A 16,440-nucleotide genomic window follows, 5' to 3' on the forward strand; every position below is an offset into this window, starting at 1 on the left:
CCTCCGGGCGCTTCCCTTCGGTCTTGCGTTTCCGACTCTATCAGATCCTTTTCCGATCCGATTTCCTCGGTGCTTTCCAGGTTCCCGCTTTTTCTCGCGGTTTCCTTTCCGGCGGTTCCGACTTTATCAGAAGTTCTGAGTCGGTTTTCCCGGCCCCTCCGGGGGACTGGTCCGACGCACAAGGCGGCGGGGTTCCCGTTCAGGCGGAGCCGTAAACGTACTGGAGCGGGGCTCCCCGATGCAAATCGGGGAGCCCCGCTCCGGGTTCACGCGTACGAGGGGTCGTAGGTCGCTCAGACCTCCACCACGACCGGGAGGATCATCGGCCTGCGGCGATACGTGTCCGAGACCCACTTGCCCAGGGTGCGGCGGATGAGCTGCTGCAGCTGGTGGGCCTCCACGACGCCGTCCTGGGCCGAGCGTTCCAGGACCTCGGCGATCTTCGGGGTGACGGCCGAGAAGGCCGAGTCCTCGATGCCGGAGCCGCGGGCCTGGATGTGCGGGCCGCCCGTGATCTTGCCGGTGGAGGAGTCCACGACGACGAAGACCGAGATGATGCCCTCGTCGCCGAGGATCTTCCGGTCCTTCAGGGCCGGCTCACCGACGTCGCCGACCGAGAGCCCGTCGACGTAGACGTAGCCCGCCTGGACCTTGCCGGAGATCTTGGCCTTGCCCTCGACGAGGTCGACGACCACGCCGTCCTCGGCGATGACGATGCGGTCGTGCGGGACGCCGGTCATGGCGCCCAGCTCGGCGTTGGCGCGAAGGTGGCGCCATTCGCCGTGGACCGGCATCAGGTTCTTCGGGCGGCAGATGTTGTAGAAGTACAGGAGCTCGCCCGCGGACGCGTGGCCCGAGACGTGCACCTTGGCGTTGCCCTTGTGGACGACGTGCGCGCCCCAGCGGGTCAGGCCGTTGATCACGCGGTAGACCGCGTTCTCGTTGCCGGGGATGAGCGACGACGCCAGGATCACCGTGTCGCCGGGCACGATGCGGATCTGGTGGTCGCGGTTGGCCATGCGGGACAGGGCGGCCATCGGCTCGCCCTGGGAGCCCGTGCAGACCAGGACCACCTCATGGTCCGGAAGGTCGTCGAGCGTCTTGACGTCCACGACCAGGCCCGGCGGGACCTTCAGATAGCCCAGGTCGCGGGCGATGCCCATGTTGCGGACCATCGAGCGGCCCACGAAGGCGACCCGGCGGCCGTACTCGTGCGCGGTGTCCAGGATCTGCTGGATGCGGTGGATGTGGCTGGCGAAGCTGGCCACGATGATCCGCTTGCGGGCGTTCGCGAACACCGTGCGCAGGACGTTGGAGATGTCCCGCTCGGGCGCCACGAAGCCGGGGACCTCGGCGTTCGTCGAGTCCGAGAGGAGGAGGTCGATGCCTTCCTCGCTCAGACGTGCGAACGCGTGCAGGTCGGTGAGGCGGCCGTCCAGCGGGAGCTGGTCCATCTTGAAGTCGCCCGTGTGGACCACCATGCCCGCCGGCGTGCGGATGGCGACCGCGAGGGCGTCCGGGATCGAGTGGTTGACGGCGATGAACTCGCAGTCGAACGGGCCGATGCGCTCCCGGTTCCCCTCCGCCACCTCGAGGGTGTACGGGCGGATCCGGTGCTCCTGGAGCTTGGCCTCGATGAAGGCCAGGGTCAGCTTGGAGCCGATCAGCGGGATGTCCGGCTTCTCCCGGAGGAGGTAGGGGACGGCGCCGATGTGGTCCTCGTGGCCATGGGTGAGGACGATGCCCTCGATGTCGTCGAGGCGGTTCCGGATGGACGTGAAGTCCGGCAGGATCAGGTCGATTCCGGGCTGCTCCTCCTCGGGGAAAAGCACTCCGCAGTCGACGATCAGCAGACGGCCGCCGTACTCGAAGACCGTCATGTTCCGGCCGATCTCTCCGAGGCCGCCGAGCGGCGTGACCCGGAGACCGCCCTTGGGCAGCGGCGGCGGCGGGGCGAGTTCGGGATGCGGATGACTCAAAAGACTCTCCTCAAACACGCGCGCCACGTACCGGTGGGCACGTGGCGCGCATGACGTTCGTGCAGAAGCAGTTGTCGTTGTGGATTGCAGGCACCGGTGGCCTGCCTATTCAGTTGTGAAGTCTGTTGTCAGAGCTGTACCCCGCCCGCGGCAAGATCGATCTTGAGCTGCTCGATCTCTTCGGGCGAGCACTCCACCATGGGCGAGCGCAGCGGTCCCGCGGGCAGGCCCTGGAGGGCGAGCGCCGCCTTCGTCGTCATGACGCCCTGGGTGCGGAACATACCCGTGTAGACGGGCAGCAGCTTCTGGTGGATCTCGGTGGCCTTCTGGACGTCGCCGGCGGTGAACGCCTCGACGAGGGCGCGCAGGTCCGGCGTGACCACGTGGCCGACCACCGAGACGAAGCCGACCGCGCCCACGGAAAGCAGCGGCAGGTTCAGCATGTCGTCGCCGGAGTACCAGGCGAGGCCGGAGCGCGCGATGGCCCAGCTCGCGCGGCCCAGGTCGCCCTTGGCGTCCTTGTTCGCGACGATCCGCGGGTGCGCCGCGAGGCGGACCAGTGTCTCGGTGCTGATGGGGACGCCGCTGCGGCCGGGGATGTCGTAGAGCATCACCGGAAGCCCGGTGGCGTCGGCGACGGTCGTGAAGTGGCGGTACAGGCCCTCCTGCGGGGGCTTGTTGTAGTACGGGGTGACGACCAGGAGGCCGTGCGCGCCCGTCTTCTCCGCGGCCCGGGCGAGTTCCACACTGTGGTGGGTGTCGTTGGTGCCGACTCCGGCGACCACGTGGGCGCGGTCTCCGACGGCCTCCAGGACGGCTCGTACCAGGTCCGTTTTCTCCGCGTCGCTGGTGGTGGGGGACTCACCGGTGGTGCCGTTGACGATCAGGCCGTCGTTGCCTGCGTCCACCAGGTGGGTGGCGAGCCGCTGTGCGCCGTCGAGGTCGAGTGCGCCGTCCGCCGTGAACGGCGTGACCATGGCGGTGAGGACCCGCCCGAAGGGGGTCTGCGGAGTGGAGGTCGGAGCCATGGGTAACACGCTACTCGTTGCTCACCGTGGGGTCTGCCCTCGGGGGGTTCGAAAAGTCATGACAAAGAAGGAGCCCGGCACTGCCTGCTCGGGGGTTCAAGCAGTGCCGGGTCCGTTTGATCAGGCTAGATGAACTTCTCTAAATGCCGCAATACGGACACTTCGCGCGGATGATCCGCACATACGTCTCCGTGGCCTGGTACCTCAGGGGGCGACGCGGCCGTTGGCGTTGAAGGCGGCGTACGTGAGCGGCATGAGCTTGGCCCACTCGGCCTCCATCTTCTCGCCCACCATCTCGATCTCCCGCTGCGGGAAGGACGGCACCTTCGCCAGCTCGTGCTGGGTGCGCAGGCCGAGGAAGTGCATCAGCGAGCGGGCGTTGCAGGTGGCGTACATCGAGGAGAAGAGGCCGACCGGGAGGACCGCGCGGGCGACCTCGCGGGCGACGCCGGCGGCCAGCATCTCCTGGTAGGCCGCGTAGGCCTGCCGGTAGGAGTCCTCCATCGTGCGGCCGACCAGCTCCTGCTGGGCCTCGGTGCCCTCGACGAAGACGTACTTGCCGGGGCGGCCCTGCTGGACGAGCTTGCGGGACTCGCCGGGGACGTAGAAGACGGGCTGGAGCTCCCGGTAGCGGCCGGACTCCTCGTTGTAGGACCAGCCCACGCGGTGCCGCATGAACTCGCGGAAGACGAAGATCGGGGCGCTGACGAAGAACGTCATCGAGTTGTGCTCGAAGGGGCTGCCGTGCCGGTCCCGCATGAGGTAGTTGATCAGGCCCTTGGAGCGCTCGGGGTCCTTGCCCAGCTCGTCCAGGGACTGCTCGCCGACGGTCGAGACGCGGGCGGCGAAGAGCACGTCGGCGTCGGAAGCGGTGTGCTTGACCAGTTCCACGGTGACGTCGCTGTGGAAGGTCGGCTTGAGGTCGTCGGCGGGACTGTCGGTCACGGTGCGGGGGTCCTTCCATCACGTCTTCGGAGCGGCGCCAACTCTACGGCCCCTCCAAAGCGGTCTTCCGCACTCGGGTGCTGTGAATCAGGGTTAAAGCGGGCACCAATCGTGGCACCCGTTCGTCTGTGTCAGTGACAGCCGTACGTACGAGCCCCGAAAGGTGCCGCCCCGATGTTCCGCCGCCGCGAGCCCGTCCCGTTCGCCTTCCTCGCCGAAGCCGGCAGGTTCCGCAGCAATATCGCTCCGCCGCCCCCCGAGCGGTCCTCGTTCGGTCAGATGGCCGGGCGCTGGCTCCTGGGGCTCACCATCGTCGCCGCGCTGGTCGGGTCCCTGATCATCGGGATGCCGGCGCTGACCCTCGAGCACACCTCGCAGACACCGCAGTCGCAGGCGTCCCAGGGCCGCTGAACGCGCGCCCGTGCCGTCCGGCCCCCCGAAGGTGGTGAGCCGGGACACAGGCGGATAACCTCACCGGGCACAGCCCACGCATGGACGAGTGAGGACCAGCCGTGCCCCTGCCCTTCCTGACGGCCGACCGCGTATTCGAGGCGACCGACGACGACGTCGCGTTGCCCTTCGACGACCGCGAGCGCTGGCGTCGCCCCTACCGGCCCGGCCCCTGGCGGGTCGGGGCGGCCGCGCTGGCGCTGCTGCTCGCCTCGTACGTGCTGTTCGCGGCCGTCATCATCGCGTTGACCGGTTCGGTCTCCGAGGCCGGCGCGGTGTTCGGCTGCTCCCTGCTGGTGATCGCCTGTGCCCTGCGGTTGCTGCGCGTGGGTGTGTGGGTGAGCGACCGCGGGCTGCGGCATGTGAGCTTCCTCCGCACGCGCACCCTGCCCTGGGAGCGGGTCGCGGCCGTGCGGACCGTCCAGCAGCCGGTGCGCTGGCTCGGACTGCCGCGGACGGTCCAGGGGCAGGCCCTGACCCTCGTACGGCGGGACCGGCCCGAGGAGAGCGCGCCGTTGCTGACGACGCACGGAGCGGACTTCCTGGCGCGCGCCGAGGCGTTCGACCGGGCGGCCGACGCGGTCGAGGCGTGGGCGGCGGAGAACCGGCGCGGCTGATCCGGCAACGCGGCAAGGGGCCGGCCCGCGAGTGTCGCGGGCCGGCCCCTTCGTGTGCGTGCGGCTCAGGCGGCCTCGACCGGCTTGCCGTCGTGCAGTGTGATCGCGCGCTGCATCGCCTTGCGGGCCCGGGGGGTGTCGCGGGCGTCGTGGTAGGCGACGGCGAGGCGGAACCAGGTGCGCCAGTCGTCGGGGGCGGCCTCGGTCTCGGCCTTGCGCCTGGCGAAGACCTCGTCGGCCGAGTCGCGGTCGACGCGGCCGCCGGGGGTGCGCTTCAGTTCGTCGACGGGAAGGCCGCCCTCGGCGTCGAGTTCGGCGGCGAGGGCGTTGGCCCTGCGGACGAACTGGGTGTTCTTCCACAGGAACCAGACGCCGATGACCGGCAGGATCAGCACCGCCACGCCGAAGGTGACGGTCAGGAGCGTGCCGGACTGGATGAGCATGACGCCGCGGCTGCCGACCAGGAGGAAGTAGAACACCAGGACGGCGGCCGTGACGGCGTAGGAGATCTTCGCGCGCATGACGTCAGGGGCTCAGTTCAGGTCCAGGAAGTGTTCCAGGCCGAAGGTGAGGCCGGGCGTCGACACCACCCGGCGGGCGCCCAGCAGGATGCCCGGCATGAAGCTGCTGTGGTGGAGCGAGTCGTGGCGGACCGTGAGGGTCTCGCCCTCGCCGCCCAGCAGGACCTCCTGGTGGGCCAGCAGGCCGCGCAGCCGGACGGCGTGGACGGGGACCCCGTCCACGTTCGCGCCCCGCGCCCCTTCCAGGCCGGTCTCCGTGGCGTCCGGCGCCGGGGCCGTGCCCGCGTCGCGGCGGGCCTGGGCGATGAGCTGGGCGGTGCGCGTGGCGGTGCCGGAGGGGGCGTCCACCTTGTTGGGGTGGTGCAGCTCCACGACCTCGACGGACTCGAAGTACGGCGCGGCGATCTGCGCGAACTTCATCGTGAGGACGGCCCCGATGGAGAAGTTGGGGGCGATGAGCACGCCCGTCTCCGGGGACCGGTCCAGCCAGCCGTTCAGCTGAGCGAGGCGCTCTTCGGCCCAGCCCGTGGTGCCGACCACGGCGTGGATGCCGTGCCCGACGCAGAACTCGAGGTTGCCCATGACGGAGGCCGGGGTGGTCAGCTCGACGGCTACCTGGGCTCCGGTCTCCGTCAGCGTCTCCAGCTTGTCGCCACGGCCGAGGGCGGCCACCAGCTCCATGTCCTCGGCGGCCTCGACCGCCCGGACCGCCTCGGAACCGATCCGGCCGTTGGCGCCGAGGACGGCCACACGCAGCTTGCTCATCTCTTGTGCTTCCTTACCGCAGATGCTTGCCGAAGATGCTTTGCGAAGATGCTTTCCGCAGTTCGAACGGGATCAGGCCACCGCGTCGTGCAGCCGGGCGGCCTGCTTGTCCTTGAGCGGGCCGATGACCGACAGCGAAGGACGCCGTCCCAGGATCTCGCGGGCCACCGAACGGACCTCGTCCGGGGTGACGGCCGCTATCCGGGACAGCATGTCGTCCACCGACATCTGCTCGCCCCAGCACAGCTCGCTCTTGCCGATGCGGTTCATGAGCGCGCCGGTGTCCTCCAGGCCCAGGACCGTGGAGCCCCGCAGCTGGCCGATGGCGCGGCCGATCTCGTCGTCGGACAGGCCATGCTCGGCGACCTGGTCGAGTTCGTCACGGCAGATCTTCAGGACGTCGTGCACCTGCGACGGCCTGCAGCCCGCGTACACCCCGAAGAGACCGCAGTCGGCGAAGCCCGAGGTGTACGAGTACACGCTGTAGGCCAGACCGCGCTTCTCACGGACCTCCTGGAAGAGCCGGGAGGACATGCCGCCGCCGAGGGCCGTGTTCAGCACGCCGAGCGCCCAGCGGCGCTCGTCCGTGCGGGGCAGGCCGGGCATGCCGAGGACGACGTGCGCCTGCTCGGTCTTGCGGCCGACCAGCTCGACGCGGCCGGCGGTGCGCAGGGCGCGCCTGCCGTCGCGCGGGGCGACGGGCGTGGCCTCGGGGTTCTTGAAGGCGCCCGCCTTCTCGAAGGCCGCGCGGACCTGGCGTACGACCTTGTTGTGGTCGATGTTGCCGGCGGCGGCGACCACGAGGTGGGTCGGGTCGTAGTGCTTCTTGTAGAAGCGGCGGATGCGGTCGGCGGTGAGGGCGTTGACCGTGTCGACCGTGCCCAGGACCGGGCGGCCGAGGGGGTTGTCCCCGAACATCGTCTGCGCGAACAGGTCGTGCACGCAGTCGCCGGGGTCGTCCTCGGTCATGGCGATCTCTTCGAGGATCGCGCCGCGCTCGACGTTGACGTCCTCTTCGAGGATGAGCGAGCCGGTCAGCATGTCGCAGACGACGTCGATGGCGAGCGGCAGGTCGGTGTCGAGCACGCGTGCGTAGTAGCACGTGTACTCCTTCGCCGTGAACGCGTTCATCTCGCCGCCGACGGCGTCCATGGCGGACGAGATGTCCAGCGCGGACCTGCGCGTCGTGCCCTTGAAGAGCAGGTGCTCCAGGTAGTGCGTGGCGCCGTTCAGGGACGGCGTCTCGTCGCGGGAGCCGACGTGCGCCCAGATGCCGAAGGTGGCGGAGCGCACCGACGGGAGCGTCTCGGTGACGATCCGCAGGCCGCCGGGGAGGGTGGTCTTGCGGACCACGCCGATGCCGGCGTTGCCCTTGATCAGGGTTTGGGTACGGGCGACGGCCCGCGCCTCCGAAGAGGTGCGGGCCGTCGCCGTGGAGCTACGAGACGTCACTTGTCGGTGTCGTCCTTCTTGTCGTCGTCAGCGTCCTCGCCCTCGATCACGGGGATCAGGGAGAGCTTGCCGCGGGAGTCGATCTCGGCGATCTCGACCTGGACCTTGGAGCCCACGCCGAGCACGTCCTCGACGTTCTCCACGCGCTTGCCGCCGGCGAGCTTGCGGATCTGCGAGATGTGCAGCAGACCGTCCTTGCCCGGGAGCAGCGACACGAACGCACCGAAGGTCGTGGTCTTGACGACCGTGCCCAGGTAGCGCTCGCCGACCTCCGGCATGGTCGGGTTGGCGATGCCGTTGATCGTGGCACGGGCGGCCTCGGCCTGCGAGCCGACCTGGGCACCGATGTAGATGGTGCCGTCGTCCTCGATCGTGATCTCGGCGCCGGTGTCCTCCTGGATCTGGTTGATCATCTTGCCCTTCGGGCCGATGACCTCGCCGATCTTGTCCACGGGGATCTTGACGGTGATGATCCGCGGGGCGTTGGGGGACATCTCGTCCGGCGTGTCGATCGCTTCCATCATCACGTCGAGGATGTGGAGGCGGGCGTCGCGGGCCTGCTTGAGGGCCGCGGCCAGGACGGAGGCCGGGATGCCGTCCAGCTTGGTGTCGAGCTGGAGGGCGGTCACGAACTCCTTGGTGCCGGCGACCTTGAAGTCCATGTCGCCGAAGGCGTCCTCCGCACCGAGGATGTCGGTGAGGGCGACGTAGTGCGTCTCGCCGTTGATCTCCTGGGAGATCAGGCCCATGGCGATGCCGGCGACGGGGGCCTTCAGGGGCACACCGGCGTTCAGCAGCGACATGGTGGAGGCGCAGACCGAGCCCATGGACGTCGAGCCGTTGGAGCCGAGGGCCTCGGACACCTGACGGATCGCGTAGGGGAACTCCTCGCGCGTCGGCAGGACCGGCACGATGGCGCGCTCGGCGAGGGCGCCGTGGCCGATCTCGCGGCGCTTGGGGGAGCCCACGCGGCCGGTCTCGCCGACGGAGTACGGCGGGAAGTTGTAGTTGTGCATGTAGCGCTTGCGGGTCACCGGGGAGAGGGTGTCCAGCTGCTGCTCCATGCGGAGCATGTTGAGGGTGGTGACGCCCAGGATCTGGGTCTCGCCACGCTCGAACAGCGCCGAGCCGTGCACGCGCGGGATGGCCTCGACCTCGGCGGCCAGCGTGCGGATGTCGGTGACACCGCGGCCGTCGATGCGCTTCTTCTCCTTGATCACGCGCTCGCGGACCAGCTGCTTGGTGAGCGAGCGGTACGCGGCGGAGATCTCCTTCTCGCGGCCCTCGAACTCCGGCAGGAGCTTCTCGGCGGCGAGCGCCTTGACGCGGTCGAGCTCGGCCTCGCGGTCCTGCTTGCCGGCGATGGTCAGCGCGGAGGCGAGCTCCGGGCGGACGGCGGCGGACAGCGCCTCCAGGACGTCGTCCTGGTAGTCGAGGAAGACCGGGAACTCGCCGGTCGGCTTGGCGGCCTTGGCGGCGAGGTCGGCCTGGGCCTTGCAGAGCACCTTGATGAAGGGCTTCGCGGCGTCCAGACCGGAGGCGACGACCTCCTCGGTCGGCGCCTCGGCGCCGCCCGCGACGAGCTGGATGGTCTTCTCGGTGGCCTCGGCCTCGACCATCATGATCGCGACGTCGCCGTCCTCCAGGACGCGACCGGCGACGACCATGTCGAAGACGGCGTCCTCGAGCTCGGTGTGCGTCGGGAACGCGACCCACTGGCCGTTGATCAGCGCGACGCGGACGCCGCCGATCGGGCCGGAGAAGGGCAGACCGGCCAGCTGCGTCGACGCGGACGCGGCGTTGATCGCCACGACGTCGTACAGGTGGTCCGGGTTGAGCGCCATGATCGTGGCGACGACCTGGATCTCGTTGCGCAGGCCCTTCTTGAAGGACGGACGCAGCGGGCGGTCGATCAGGCGGCAGGTGAGGATGGCGTCCTCGGAGGGACGGCCCTCACGGCGGAAGAAGCTGCCGGGGATCTTGCCGGCGGCGTACATCCGCTCCTCGACGTCCACCGTGAGGGGGAAGAAGTCGAGCTGGTCCTTGGGGTTCTTGGAGGCGGTGGTGGCCGACAGCACCATGGTGTCGTCGTCCAGGTACGCCACGGCGGAGCCGGCGGCCTGCTTGGCCAGGCGGCCCGTCTCGAAGCGGATGGTGCGGGTGCCGAAGGAGCCGTTGTCGATGACGGCCTCGGCGTAGTGGGTCTCGTTCTCCACTAGCGTTTTCTCCTCGTCTTCGTCCCTCGCTGCCCGTGTGGCAGGGGGACGGTTGCGGAGAAGCGCGCCGTGCGGTGCGGGCCGGTCTTCGATCGAAGCACCCGGGGTTCTCTCTCCCGGGGGCCACTACCGAGGACCGGCGGCGGTGAGGTGCGCTTCTCCTCGTTCGGTGTGCGTGGTGACGTTTACCCGCAGCGAGTACACGTCATCACGCTGTGTCGTACGTATGGCGTTGTGCTACCACACTACAAAGCGTCGGTGACACTCCGCACGTTTCCATGACCACGGCAGAGCGTACGACGCGGTACTGCCGGGGTGTGTGTCGCCTTGTGACGGCGACGCGTACAGCAAAAGGGAGCGGTCCCGATGCTGCCGGGAACCGCTCCCTTCACGGCGTCCTACTTGGCGCCCGCCGCACCGCGGCGGATGCCGAGGCGGTCGACCAGCGCACGGAAGCGCTGGATGTCCTTCTTGGCGAGGTACTGCAGCAGGCGGCGACGCTGACCGACCAGGATCAGCAGACCACGACGGGAGTGGTGGTCGTGCTTGTGGGTCCGGAGGTGCTCGGTCAGGTCCGAGATCCGGCGCGACAGCATGGCGACCTGGACCTCGGGGGAGCCGGTGTCGCCCTCCTTCTGGCCGAACTCGGTGATGATCTGCTTCTTCGTAGCGGCGTCGAGCGGCACGCGTACTCCTCGTAGTCTTTTCAGTGGCCACCGAGTGCCCCCGGTCTGTGTCTCGGGGGAGCTTCCGTTACTCGGGAGGCGGGGATCCGCTGAGCGCGACCTCCAGAACCTTCGGGCGTTGTCCGAGGGTGCTTCCGGGGGTGCGTACACAAACGGCCGAGAGCCAGCGTATCAGGCCGGCGCGCCGGGCTTGTCCGGGTATCGCGGCGGGCGGCCGGACCGCGTGCCCGCGGGTGGGGGCAGTGTACGGGCGACGACGTCGGCCCGGAACGTAACGGAAGAACCTCTGAGCTGGGAGAACTGCGGCAAGTAGGCTGACGCCACAGCTCGTTGGCACAGAGGGAACAGACAGAGGGAAGGGTCGGAGCCGACATGGCCGATGCCGAGGACAGGGAACTCAGGGCGCGCAAGGACCGGGAGCGGGACGAGCTCTACGCGCTCGACATCTCCGGCGTCGAGTGGCAGTGCGCCCCGGGCACGGAGGAGCACGAGGAGCGCGTCGAGATCGCCCACCTGCCCGAGGGGGCCGTGGCGATGCGGTCGTCGCTCGACCCGGAGACGGTGCTGCGCTACACGGAGGCGGAGTGGCGGGCCTTCGTGCTGGGGGCACGGGACGGCGAGTTCGACCTCGAGCCGGCGCCGCACGACGGGGCCGCGGCCGAGTGAGCTGAGCACCGCGGGCGCGGGCGGAACGGCACCGAACGCGTCGTCGAGGGCCGGCTTGTCCTCGCGACGGCAGTCGTCCTTCCCGGCGGCCGGACACGGGGGCGCAGCCGCCGAGCAGTTCGCTGCGGGCGACTGCGGGGCCGGCTCCTGGGGGCCGCGGGCCGGCTCCGGGCGACCGCGGGACGGCTCCAGGGGACGGCCGTCGTCCCCGGACGTCGAGGGCCGGGCGACCGGCAGGTGGGGGGTTCCCGGGCTGCTTCCTCTTCTTCGGGACGATCGGACCGACCGCCGTGATGAGCGCGGCGCCGACGGCGACGGCGGTCGGGAGCCGTGCCGTGCGCAGGTTGAGGGCGCCTCGGTCGCCGTGGAGGACGCTGCTGTCCGGCGACCCGAGTGAGGGGGAGACCTCGCCAAAGTCCGCGGCCGGCCTATGCCGCAGGCCGTGGCGTGTTCGTGTCGCGCAAGCGAGGCACCTCGGTCATCCAGGTGCGCTCGCTTCCGCAACGCCAGGGGCGAGGGGGGCGGAGCTGCGGACGAGGGCGCTCCGGACAGGCGCGCCGCCTCGAAGGGCTTCAAGAAGCGCGTCGACGAGCTTCCGAGCGAGCTCGACGCGCCCGAGGCAGCTCCGGGCAAGGTCGGTAAAGACGGGCTGTCCATCGGACAGTTCGGCTCCACCGACGTCACGGAAGCACTGTTCCCCTACGACTCCTGCGCCGTCGTGCACGACGAGTTGGAGAAGCTCTCCAAGGCCCTGAGCGGGCAGACCGAGGGGACCGGACTGGCGGTGCACGCCTCACGCGTGGGTTGTGAACAAGGGGCTGGAGTGGCAGGGCGACGGCAGCGACGCCTTCCGCGGCTGGGGCGGCCGGAGGATCGGCTGCACGCCTCGCCGGGGTCAGTAAGGCCGAAGCGGCGAGTGGAGGCGCTTCCGGCGCTCGCCGACGGGTTTCACCCCGTGGTGCGCCGACCGCGACCGCCCGTACGTGATGACGCAGCCCACGGATGCGGAAGTCGGATTGCTGGGCACCCCGCGTCGCATGGGCTGAGGCGCCCCTGGCCGCGTCGGGCGGCTTCTCCCCTTCTGTGTGCGGCACTTCTGGCCTTTTGGCCGGTTTGCTGAGTGACGTGAAGAGCAGTGGCCGCTCTGTCATGGCGTCACTGACGTGATGGACTGGTGCCGAGGGGCGGGCGGGCCTGCCTGCATGGGGCAACCGATGATTAGGCTGGTGCGGGGGCGCGGTACCGGAAACCGTGGGATGGGTGCCGGCGTCTCCGGGGGGAGGGCCGGCACATCGGACGACCTCAGACCGCCTCAAGTCACTTCGGACGACACGAAAACGGTCGCCCCGCCACGGCATGAGGGTGCTCGACCACATCAGGAGGAATTGTGAGCAGCGATCGGGACGGGATCCGCGGGGGCTGGGCCACACCCGGCGATGACCAGCCCGACGCGGAGTCCTCCGTCGAGGCGACGGGCGAGTTCACCATCGACTACGCCCCGCCTGCCTGGTACACGCAGAACGCGGGCGGGGGTCCGGCTGGATCCTCGGGCGCGAACCCGGGTGCGCCCCAGGGTGCGAACCCCGGCGCGCCCCCGGGTGCGAATCCGGGTGCGAATCCGGGTGCGGCGACCCCCGCGGGGCCCGTGCCGCCCGTCGGGCCGGGCATGCCCGCTGCGCCTGGCGTGCCCTTCACTCCGGCTGCACCGCCTGCGTCCCCCGCTGCGGAGACGCCGTTCACGCCGCCCGCGCCGCCGGTGGACGGGCCCGGCGGGCCCTTCGCCCCGGCCGCTCCTCCGGCTCCCGCTCCCGCTCCGGTTGCGGCTCCCGCTCCCCCTCCGGGCATGCCGTTCACGCCGCCGGCGCCTCCCATGTCTTCCGCCGGCGACCCGGGCGCTGTGCCCGGCCCTCCGGCAGGCAGTGGGTTCGAGCCCCAGCACCCGCAGGCCGAGGCGCCGGGTCCCGTGACGCCTCCGGCCGCCGAGGTCTCCCCGACCGTCGAGGAGAGCGGCGCCGAGAACGGGGATCTGGAGAGCGGCGCCACGATGCGCTTCTCGGCGATCGCCCTCAAGCGGGAGATCGCGGAACACGCCGCCGCCGCTGCGGACACCGCCGCCCAGGCGGAGGAAGCGGCCACCGTGGCCGCGGAGCCCGCAGGGTCCGCCGAGTCCGCGGACGAGGCAGGGTCTGTCGAGGCTGCGGCGCACGGATCGACTGGCGCTGCCGAGACGGACCCGCACGCGTCCGAGGCCGACGCCGCCGAGGCTGAGGCTGAGGCTGAGGCTGACGGTGCCACCGGCGCTCCGGCTCCGGCTCCGGCTCCGGGTGACGGTGTCGTCGTCGACGGCTCCGTCGAAGGTGACACCGACGCGGCCGGGCCCGAACTCTCCGACGACGCGGCTGCTCAGGACGTCGAGGCCGTGCAAGCCCCGGAGTCCGAGGCTCCGGCCGTGGTCGAGGACGCCCTGCCCCACAACGACGCCGCAGAAGAGCCGTCGGACGCCGTGGCCCACACGGACATCCCCGAGCCCCAGGACACGGCACCTCAGGACAACCCGGCGCAGGACATCCCCCAGGACAACATCCCGCAGGACGGCACACCCCAGAACCCCGCTCCGGCCGCCGCGCCCGCCTGGACTCCCCCGCCCGCCCCGCAGGGCGAGTTGCCTCCGCTGCCGCCGTCGTACCAGCTCGCCGCTCCCGCGCCGGCGGCTCAGTGGCCGGCCCAGCCGCAGCCCGCCGACGCCGCCCCGCCGCCGCACGTGCCCGGGCAACAGCCGCCCGTCCAGCCGCAGCCGGCTCCGCCCGCCCCGGTCGGCTGGAACCCGCCTGCGCCGGAGCCTGCCCCGGCCGCACCGCAGCCCGGCTACGGCTTCCCGCAGCCCCAGGCTCCCGCACCGGCAGCCCAGCAGCCTCCCGCCCCGCAGCCGGGCTACGGCTTCCCGCAGCCCGGCGGAGCCCCCGCGCCCACCCCTCCGGCCGCACCGGCCGGCTATGGCTTCCCCCAGCAGAACACCGGGCCGGCAGCGTCCCCCGCCGCCCCCGACACCCCGTCGCAACCGGCACCTTCAACGCCCCAGCCGCCTGCCGACGCCCACCCGCACGCACCCGCCGGCTACGGCTTCCCGCAGCCCCAGGCTCCCGCACCGGCAGCCCAGCAGCCCCCCGCCCCGCAGCCGGGCTACGGCTTCCCGCAGCCCGGCGGAGCCCCCGCGCCCACCCCTCCGGCCGCACCCGCCGGCTACGGCTTCCCCCAGCCCCCCGCGCCCAACGCCCCGGGCGGATACGGCTTCCCGCAGCCGTCGGTGCCGCAGCCCCAGGAGCCTCAGGCCGGCCAGACCCCTCAAGCCCCTTACGGGCAGCCCGGGTTCCCGCAGCCCGGCGTCCCGCAGCAGGCGGACGGGCAGTTCCCGCCGGGCGCTCACCCGGGCTTCCCGCCGGGAGCACCGCAGGGCGCGGCCGCTCAGGGCGTCCAGCAGGGCGCTCCGCAGGGCTTCCCCGGTCAGGCCCCGCAGCCGGCGCCACACGCACCTCAGGCGCCCTCGCCGGAGCCCGCACCCGCACCCGCACCCGCACCCGCACCCGCACCCGACGCGTCGCAGGTCCCCCAGTTCCCGCAGGCTCCCCAGCAGCCCGTGGATCCCCGGGCCGGGGCCGCGTGGCCGCAGCCGATCCAGCACGATCAGCGGCAGCCGGTCAACCCCGGTGCGGCGCCGCTGGGTTACACGGCTGCCGTGGAGCTGTCGTCCGACCGGCTGCTCAACAACAAGAAGCAGAAGGCGAAGAGCGGTCGGCCGACCGCCGCGTCCTCGCGCTTCAAGCTCGGCGGAAAGAAGGAGGAGGCCGAGCGGCAGCGGAAGCTGGAACTGATCCGCACACCGGTGCTGTCCTGCTACCGCATCGCGGTCATCAGCCTCAAGGGCGGCGTGGGCAAGACCACGACCACGACCGCCCTCGGATCGACCCTGGCCACCGAGCGCCAGGACAAGATCCTCGCGATCGACGCCAACCCCGACGCCGGCACGCTCGGCCGCCGGGTGCGCCGGGAGACCGGGGCGACGATCCGGGACCTCGTCCAGGCGATCCCGTACCTCAACTCGTACATGGACATCCGGCGGTTCACCTCCCAGGCGCCGTCCGGCCTGGAGATCATCGCCAACGACGTCGACCCGGCCGTGTCCACCACCTTCAACGACGAGGACTACCGGCGCGCGATCGAGGTGCTCGGCAACCAGTACCCGATCATCCTCACCGACTCCGGCACCGGTCTGCTCTACAGCGCCATGCGCGGTGTGCTCGACCTCGCCGACCAGCTGATCATCATCTCCACGCCGTCCGTGGACGGCGCGAGCAGCGCCAGCACCACGCTGGACTGGCTGTCCGCGCACGGATACGCGGAACTGGTCTCACGGTCCCTCACCGTCATCTCCGGGGTGCGCGAGACCGGCAAGATGATCAAGGTGGACGACATCGTGGCGCACTTCGAGACCCGCTGCCGCGGTGTCGTCGTCGTGCCGTTCGACGAGCACCTGGCCGCCGGCGCCGAGGTCGACCTCGACATGATGCGGCCCAAGGTGCGCGAGGCGTACTTCAACCTCACGGCACTGGTCGCGGAGGACTTCATCCGCCATCAGCAGCGTCAGGGGCTGTGGACCAGCGACGGCAACCCGCCGCCGGTGGCCGCACCGCCCATGCCGGGCCAGCAGATCCCCGGACAGCCGATGCCGGGTCAGCCGATCCCGGGCCAGCCGTATCCGCCTCAGGCTCCTCAGCCCGGACAGCCCTACCCGCCGCAGGCGCCCCACCCCGGGCAGCCGTACCCGCAGCAGGGACAACCGCAGGGACAGCCGTACCCGCAGCCGCAGCCGGGGCAGGAGCCGTACGCGCAGCCGCAGCAGCCGAACCCCGGTTATCCGCCGCCCGGTTACGGCTATCCGCAGCAGCCTCAGGCGCCTCAGGCCCCCCAACCTCCGCAGCAGTAGGCGCTGACGGGAGGCCCGTACACGGCTGAGGGGCGGGCGGGGTTCCCCAGAACCCGGCCGGCCCCCCGCCGGTTCGGTCACTGTCCTGTTGGTTCCTGTGCCGTCCCCAAGTTCCAGCAGCGCTTCCCCTCCCT

12 protein-coding genes are annotated in these 16,440 nt (G+C 70.9%); 4 read left to right on the forward strand and 8 right to left on the reverse strand.

Translation table 11 applies throughout. The features are described from left to right. Window positions 1-293: 293 nt before the first annotated feature. The 3 genes from ACZ7DE_RS39700 to thyX form a co-directional block, all read right to left on the reverse strand. Window positions 294-1,979 carry a ribonuclease J gene (locus ACZ7DE_RS39700; protein WP_470769299.1) on the reverse strand — a complete coding sequence of 562 codons (1,686 nt, stop codon included), beginning with the start codon at window positions 1,977-1,979 and terminating at the stop codon, window positions 294-296. Window positions 1,980-2,107: 128 nt separating this feature from the next. Further along, window positions 2,108-3,007 (reverse strand): 4-hydroxy-tetrahydrodipicolinate synthase, encoded by a 900-nt coding sequence (dapA, locus tag ACZ7DE_RS39705; RefSeq protein WP_470769300.1) that lies wholly within the window; start codon window positions 3,005-3,007, stop codon window positions 2,108-2,110. Between the two features lie 204 nt (window positions 3,008-3,211). After that, on the reverse strand, window positions 3,212-3,952 hold the full coding sequence (thyX, locus tag ACZ7DE_RS39710) for an FAD-dependent thymidylate synthase (RefSeq protein ID WP_470769301.1): 741 nt from the start codon (window positions 3,950-3,952) through the stop codon (window positions 3,212-3,214). Window positions 3,953-4,126: 174 nt separating this feature from the next. Between thyX and ACZ7DE_RS39715 the strand changes: the two genes are divergently transcribed. Both ACZ7DE_RS39715 and ACZ7DE_RS39720 read left to right on the forward strand, forming a co-directional pair. Further along, a complete protein-coding gene (locus ACZ7DE_RS39715; RefSeq protein ID WP_470769302.1) occupies window positions 4,127-4,363 on the forward strand; it encodes a hypothetical protein in 237 nt (78 codons plus the stop codon). Between the two features lie 101 nt (window positions 4,364-4,464). Further along, complete coding sequence (locus tag ACZ7DE_RS39720) at window positions 4,465-5,019, forward strand: hypothetical protein (protein ID WP_470769303.1); 555 nt, start codon at window positions 4,465-4,467, stop codon at window positions 5,017-5,019. Window positions 5,020-5,084: 65 nt separating this feature from the next. Here the strand turns inward: ACZ7DE_RS39720 and ACZ7DE_RS39725 are convergent, their stop codons facing one another. The 5 genes from ACZ7DE_RS39725 to rpsO form a co-directional block, all read right to left on the reverse strand. Next, entirely contained in the window at window positions 5,085-5,540 is a 456-nt protein-coding gene (locus tag ACZ7DE_RS39725) for a hypothetical protein (RefSeq protein WP_470769305.1), read from the reverse strand. Window positions 5,541-5,552: 12 nt separating this feature from the next. Beyond that, the gene (gene dapB / locus ACZ7DE_RS39730) at window positions 5,553-6,305 is read right to left on the reverse strand and encodes a 4-hydroxy-tetrahydrodipicolinate reductase (RefSeq protein ID WP_470769307.1); all 753 of its coding nucleotides are present in this window, start codon (window positions 6,303-6,305) and stop codon (window positions 5,553-5,555) included. Between the two features lie 72 nt (window positions 6,306-6,377). Beyond that, on the reverse strand, window positions 6,378-7,757 hold the full coding sequence (locus ACZ7DE_RS39735) for a M16 family metallopeptidase (protein WP_470769309.1): 1,380 nt from the start codon (window positions 7,755-7,757) through the stop codon (window positions 6,378-6,380). Then, window positions 7,754-9,973 (reverse strand): polyribonucleotide nucleotidyltransferase, encoded by a 2,220-nt coding sequence (locus ACZ7DE_RS39740; RefSeq protein WP_470769311.1) that lies wholly within the window; start codon window positions 9,971-9,973, stop codon window positions 7,754-7,756. The genes ACZ7DE_RS39735 and ACZ7DE_RS39740 overlap by 4 nt, the downstream gene beginning before the upstream one ends. Before the next feature lie 398 nt (window positions 9,974-10,371). Further along, entirely contained in the window at window positions 10,372-10,659 is a 288-nt protein-coding gene (rpsO, locus tag ACZ7DE_RS39745; RefSeq protein ID WP_470769313.1) for a 30S ribosomal protein S15, read from the reverse strand. A 372-nt stretch (window positions 10,660-11,031) separates the two neighbouring features. On the opposite strand from rpsO, the gene ACZ7DE_RS39750 reads away from it, so the two are divergent. Together ACZ7DE_RS39750 and ACZ7DE_RS39755 are read left to right on the forward strand one after the other, a co-directional pair. Next, complete coding sequence (locus ACZ7DE_RS39750) at window positions 11,032-11,325, forward strand: DUF397 domain-containing protein (protein WP_470769315.1); 294 nt, start codon at window positions 11,032-11,034, stop codon at window positions 11,323-11,325. A 1,387-nt stretch (window positions 11,326-12,712) separates the two neighbouring features. After that, complete coding sequence (locus ACZ7DE_RS39755; RefSeq protein ID WP_470769317.1) at window positions 12,713-16,306, forward strand: SCO5717 family growth-regulating ATPase; 3,594 nt, start codon at window positions 12,713-12,715, stop codon at window positions 16,304-16,306. Window positions 16,307-16,440 lie beyond the last annotated feature (134 nt).

Source organism: Streptomyces sp. NPDC037083 (genome assembly GCF_055606485.1).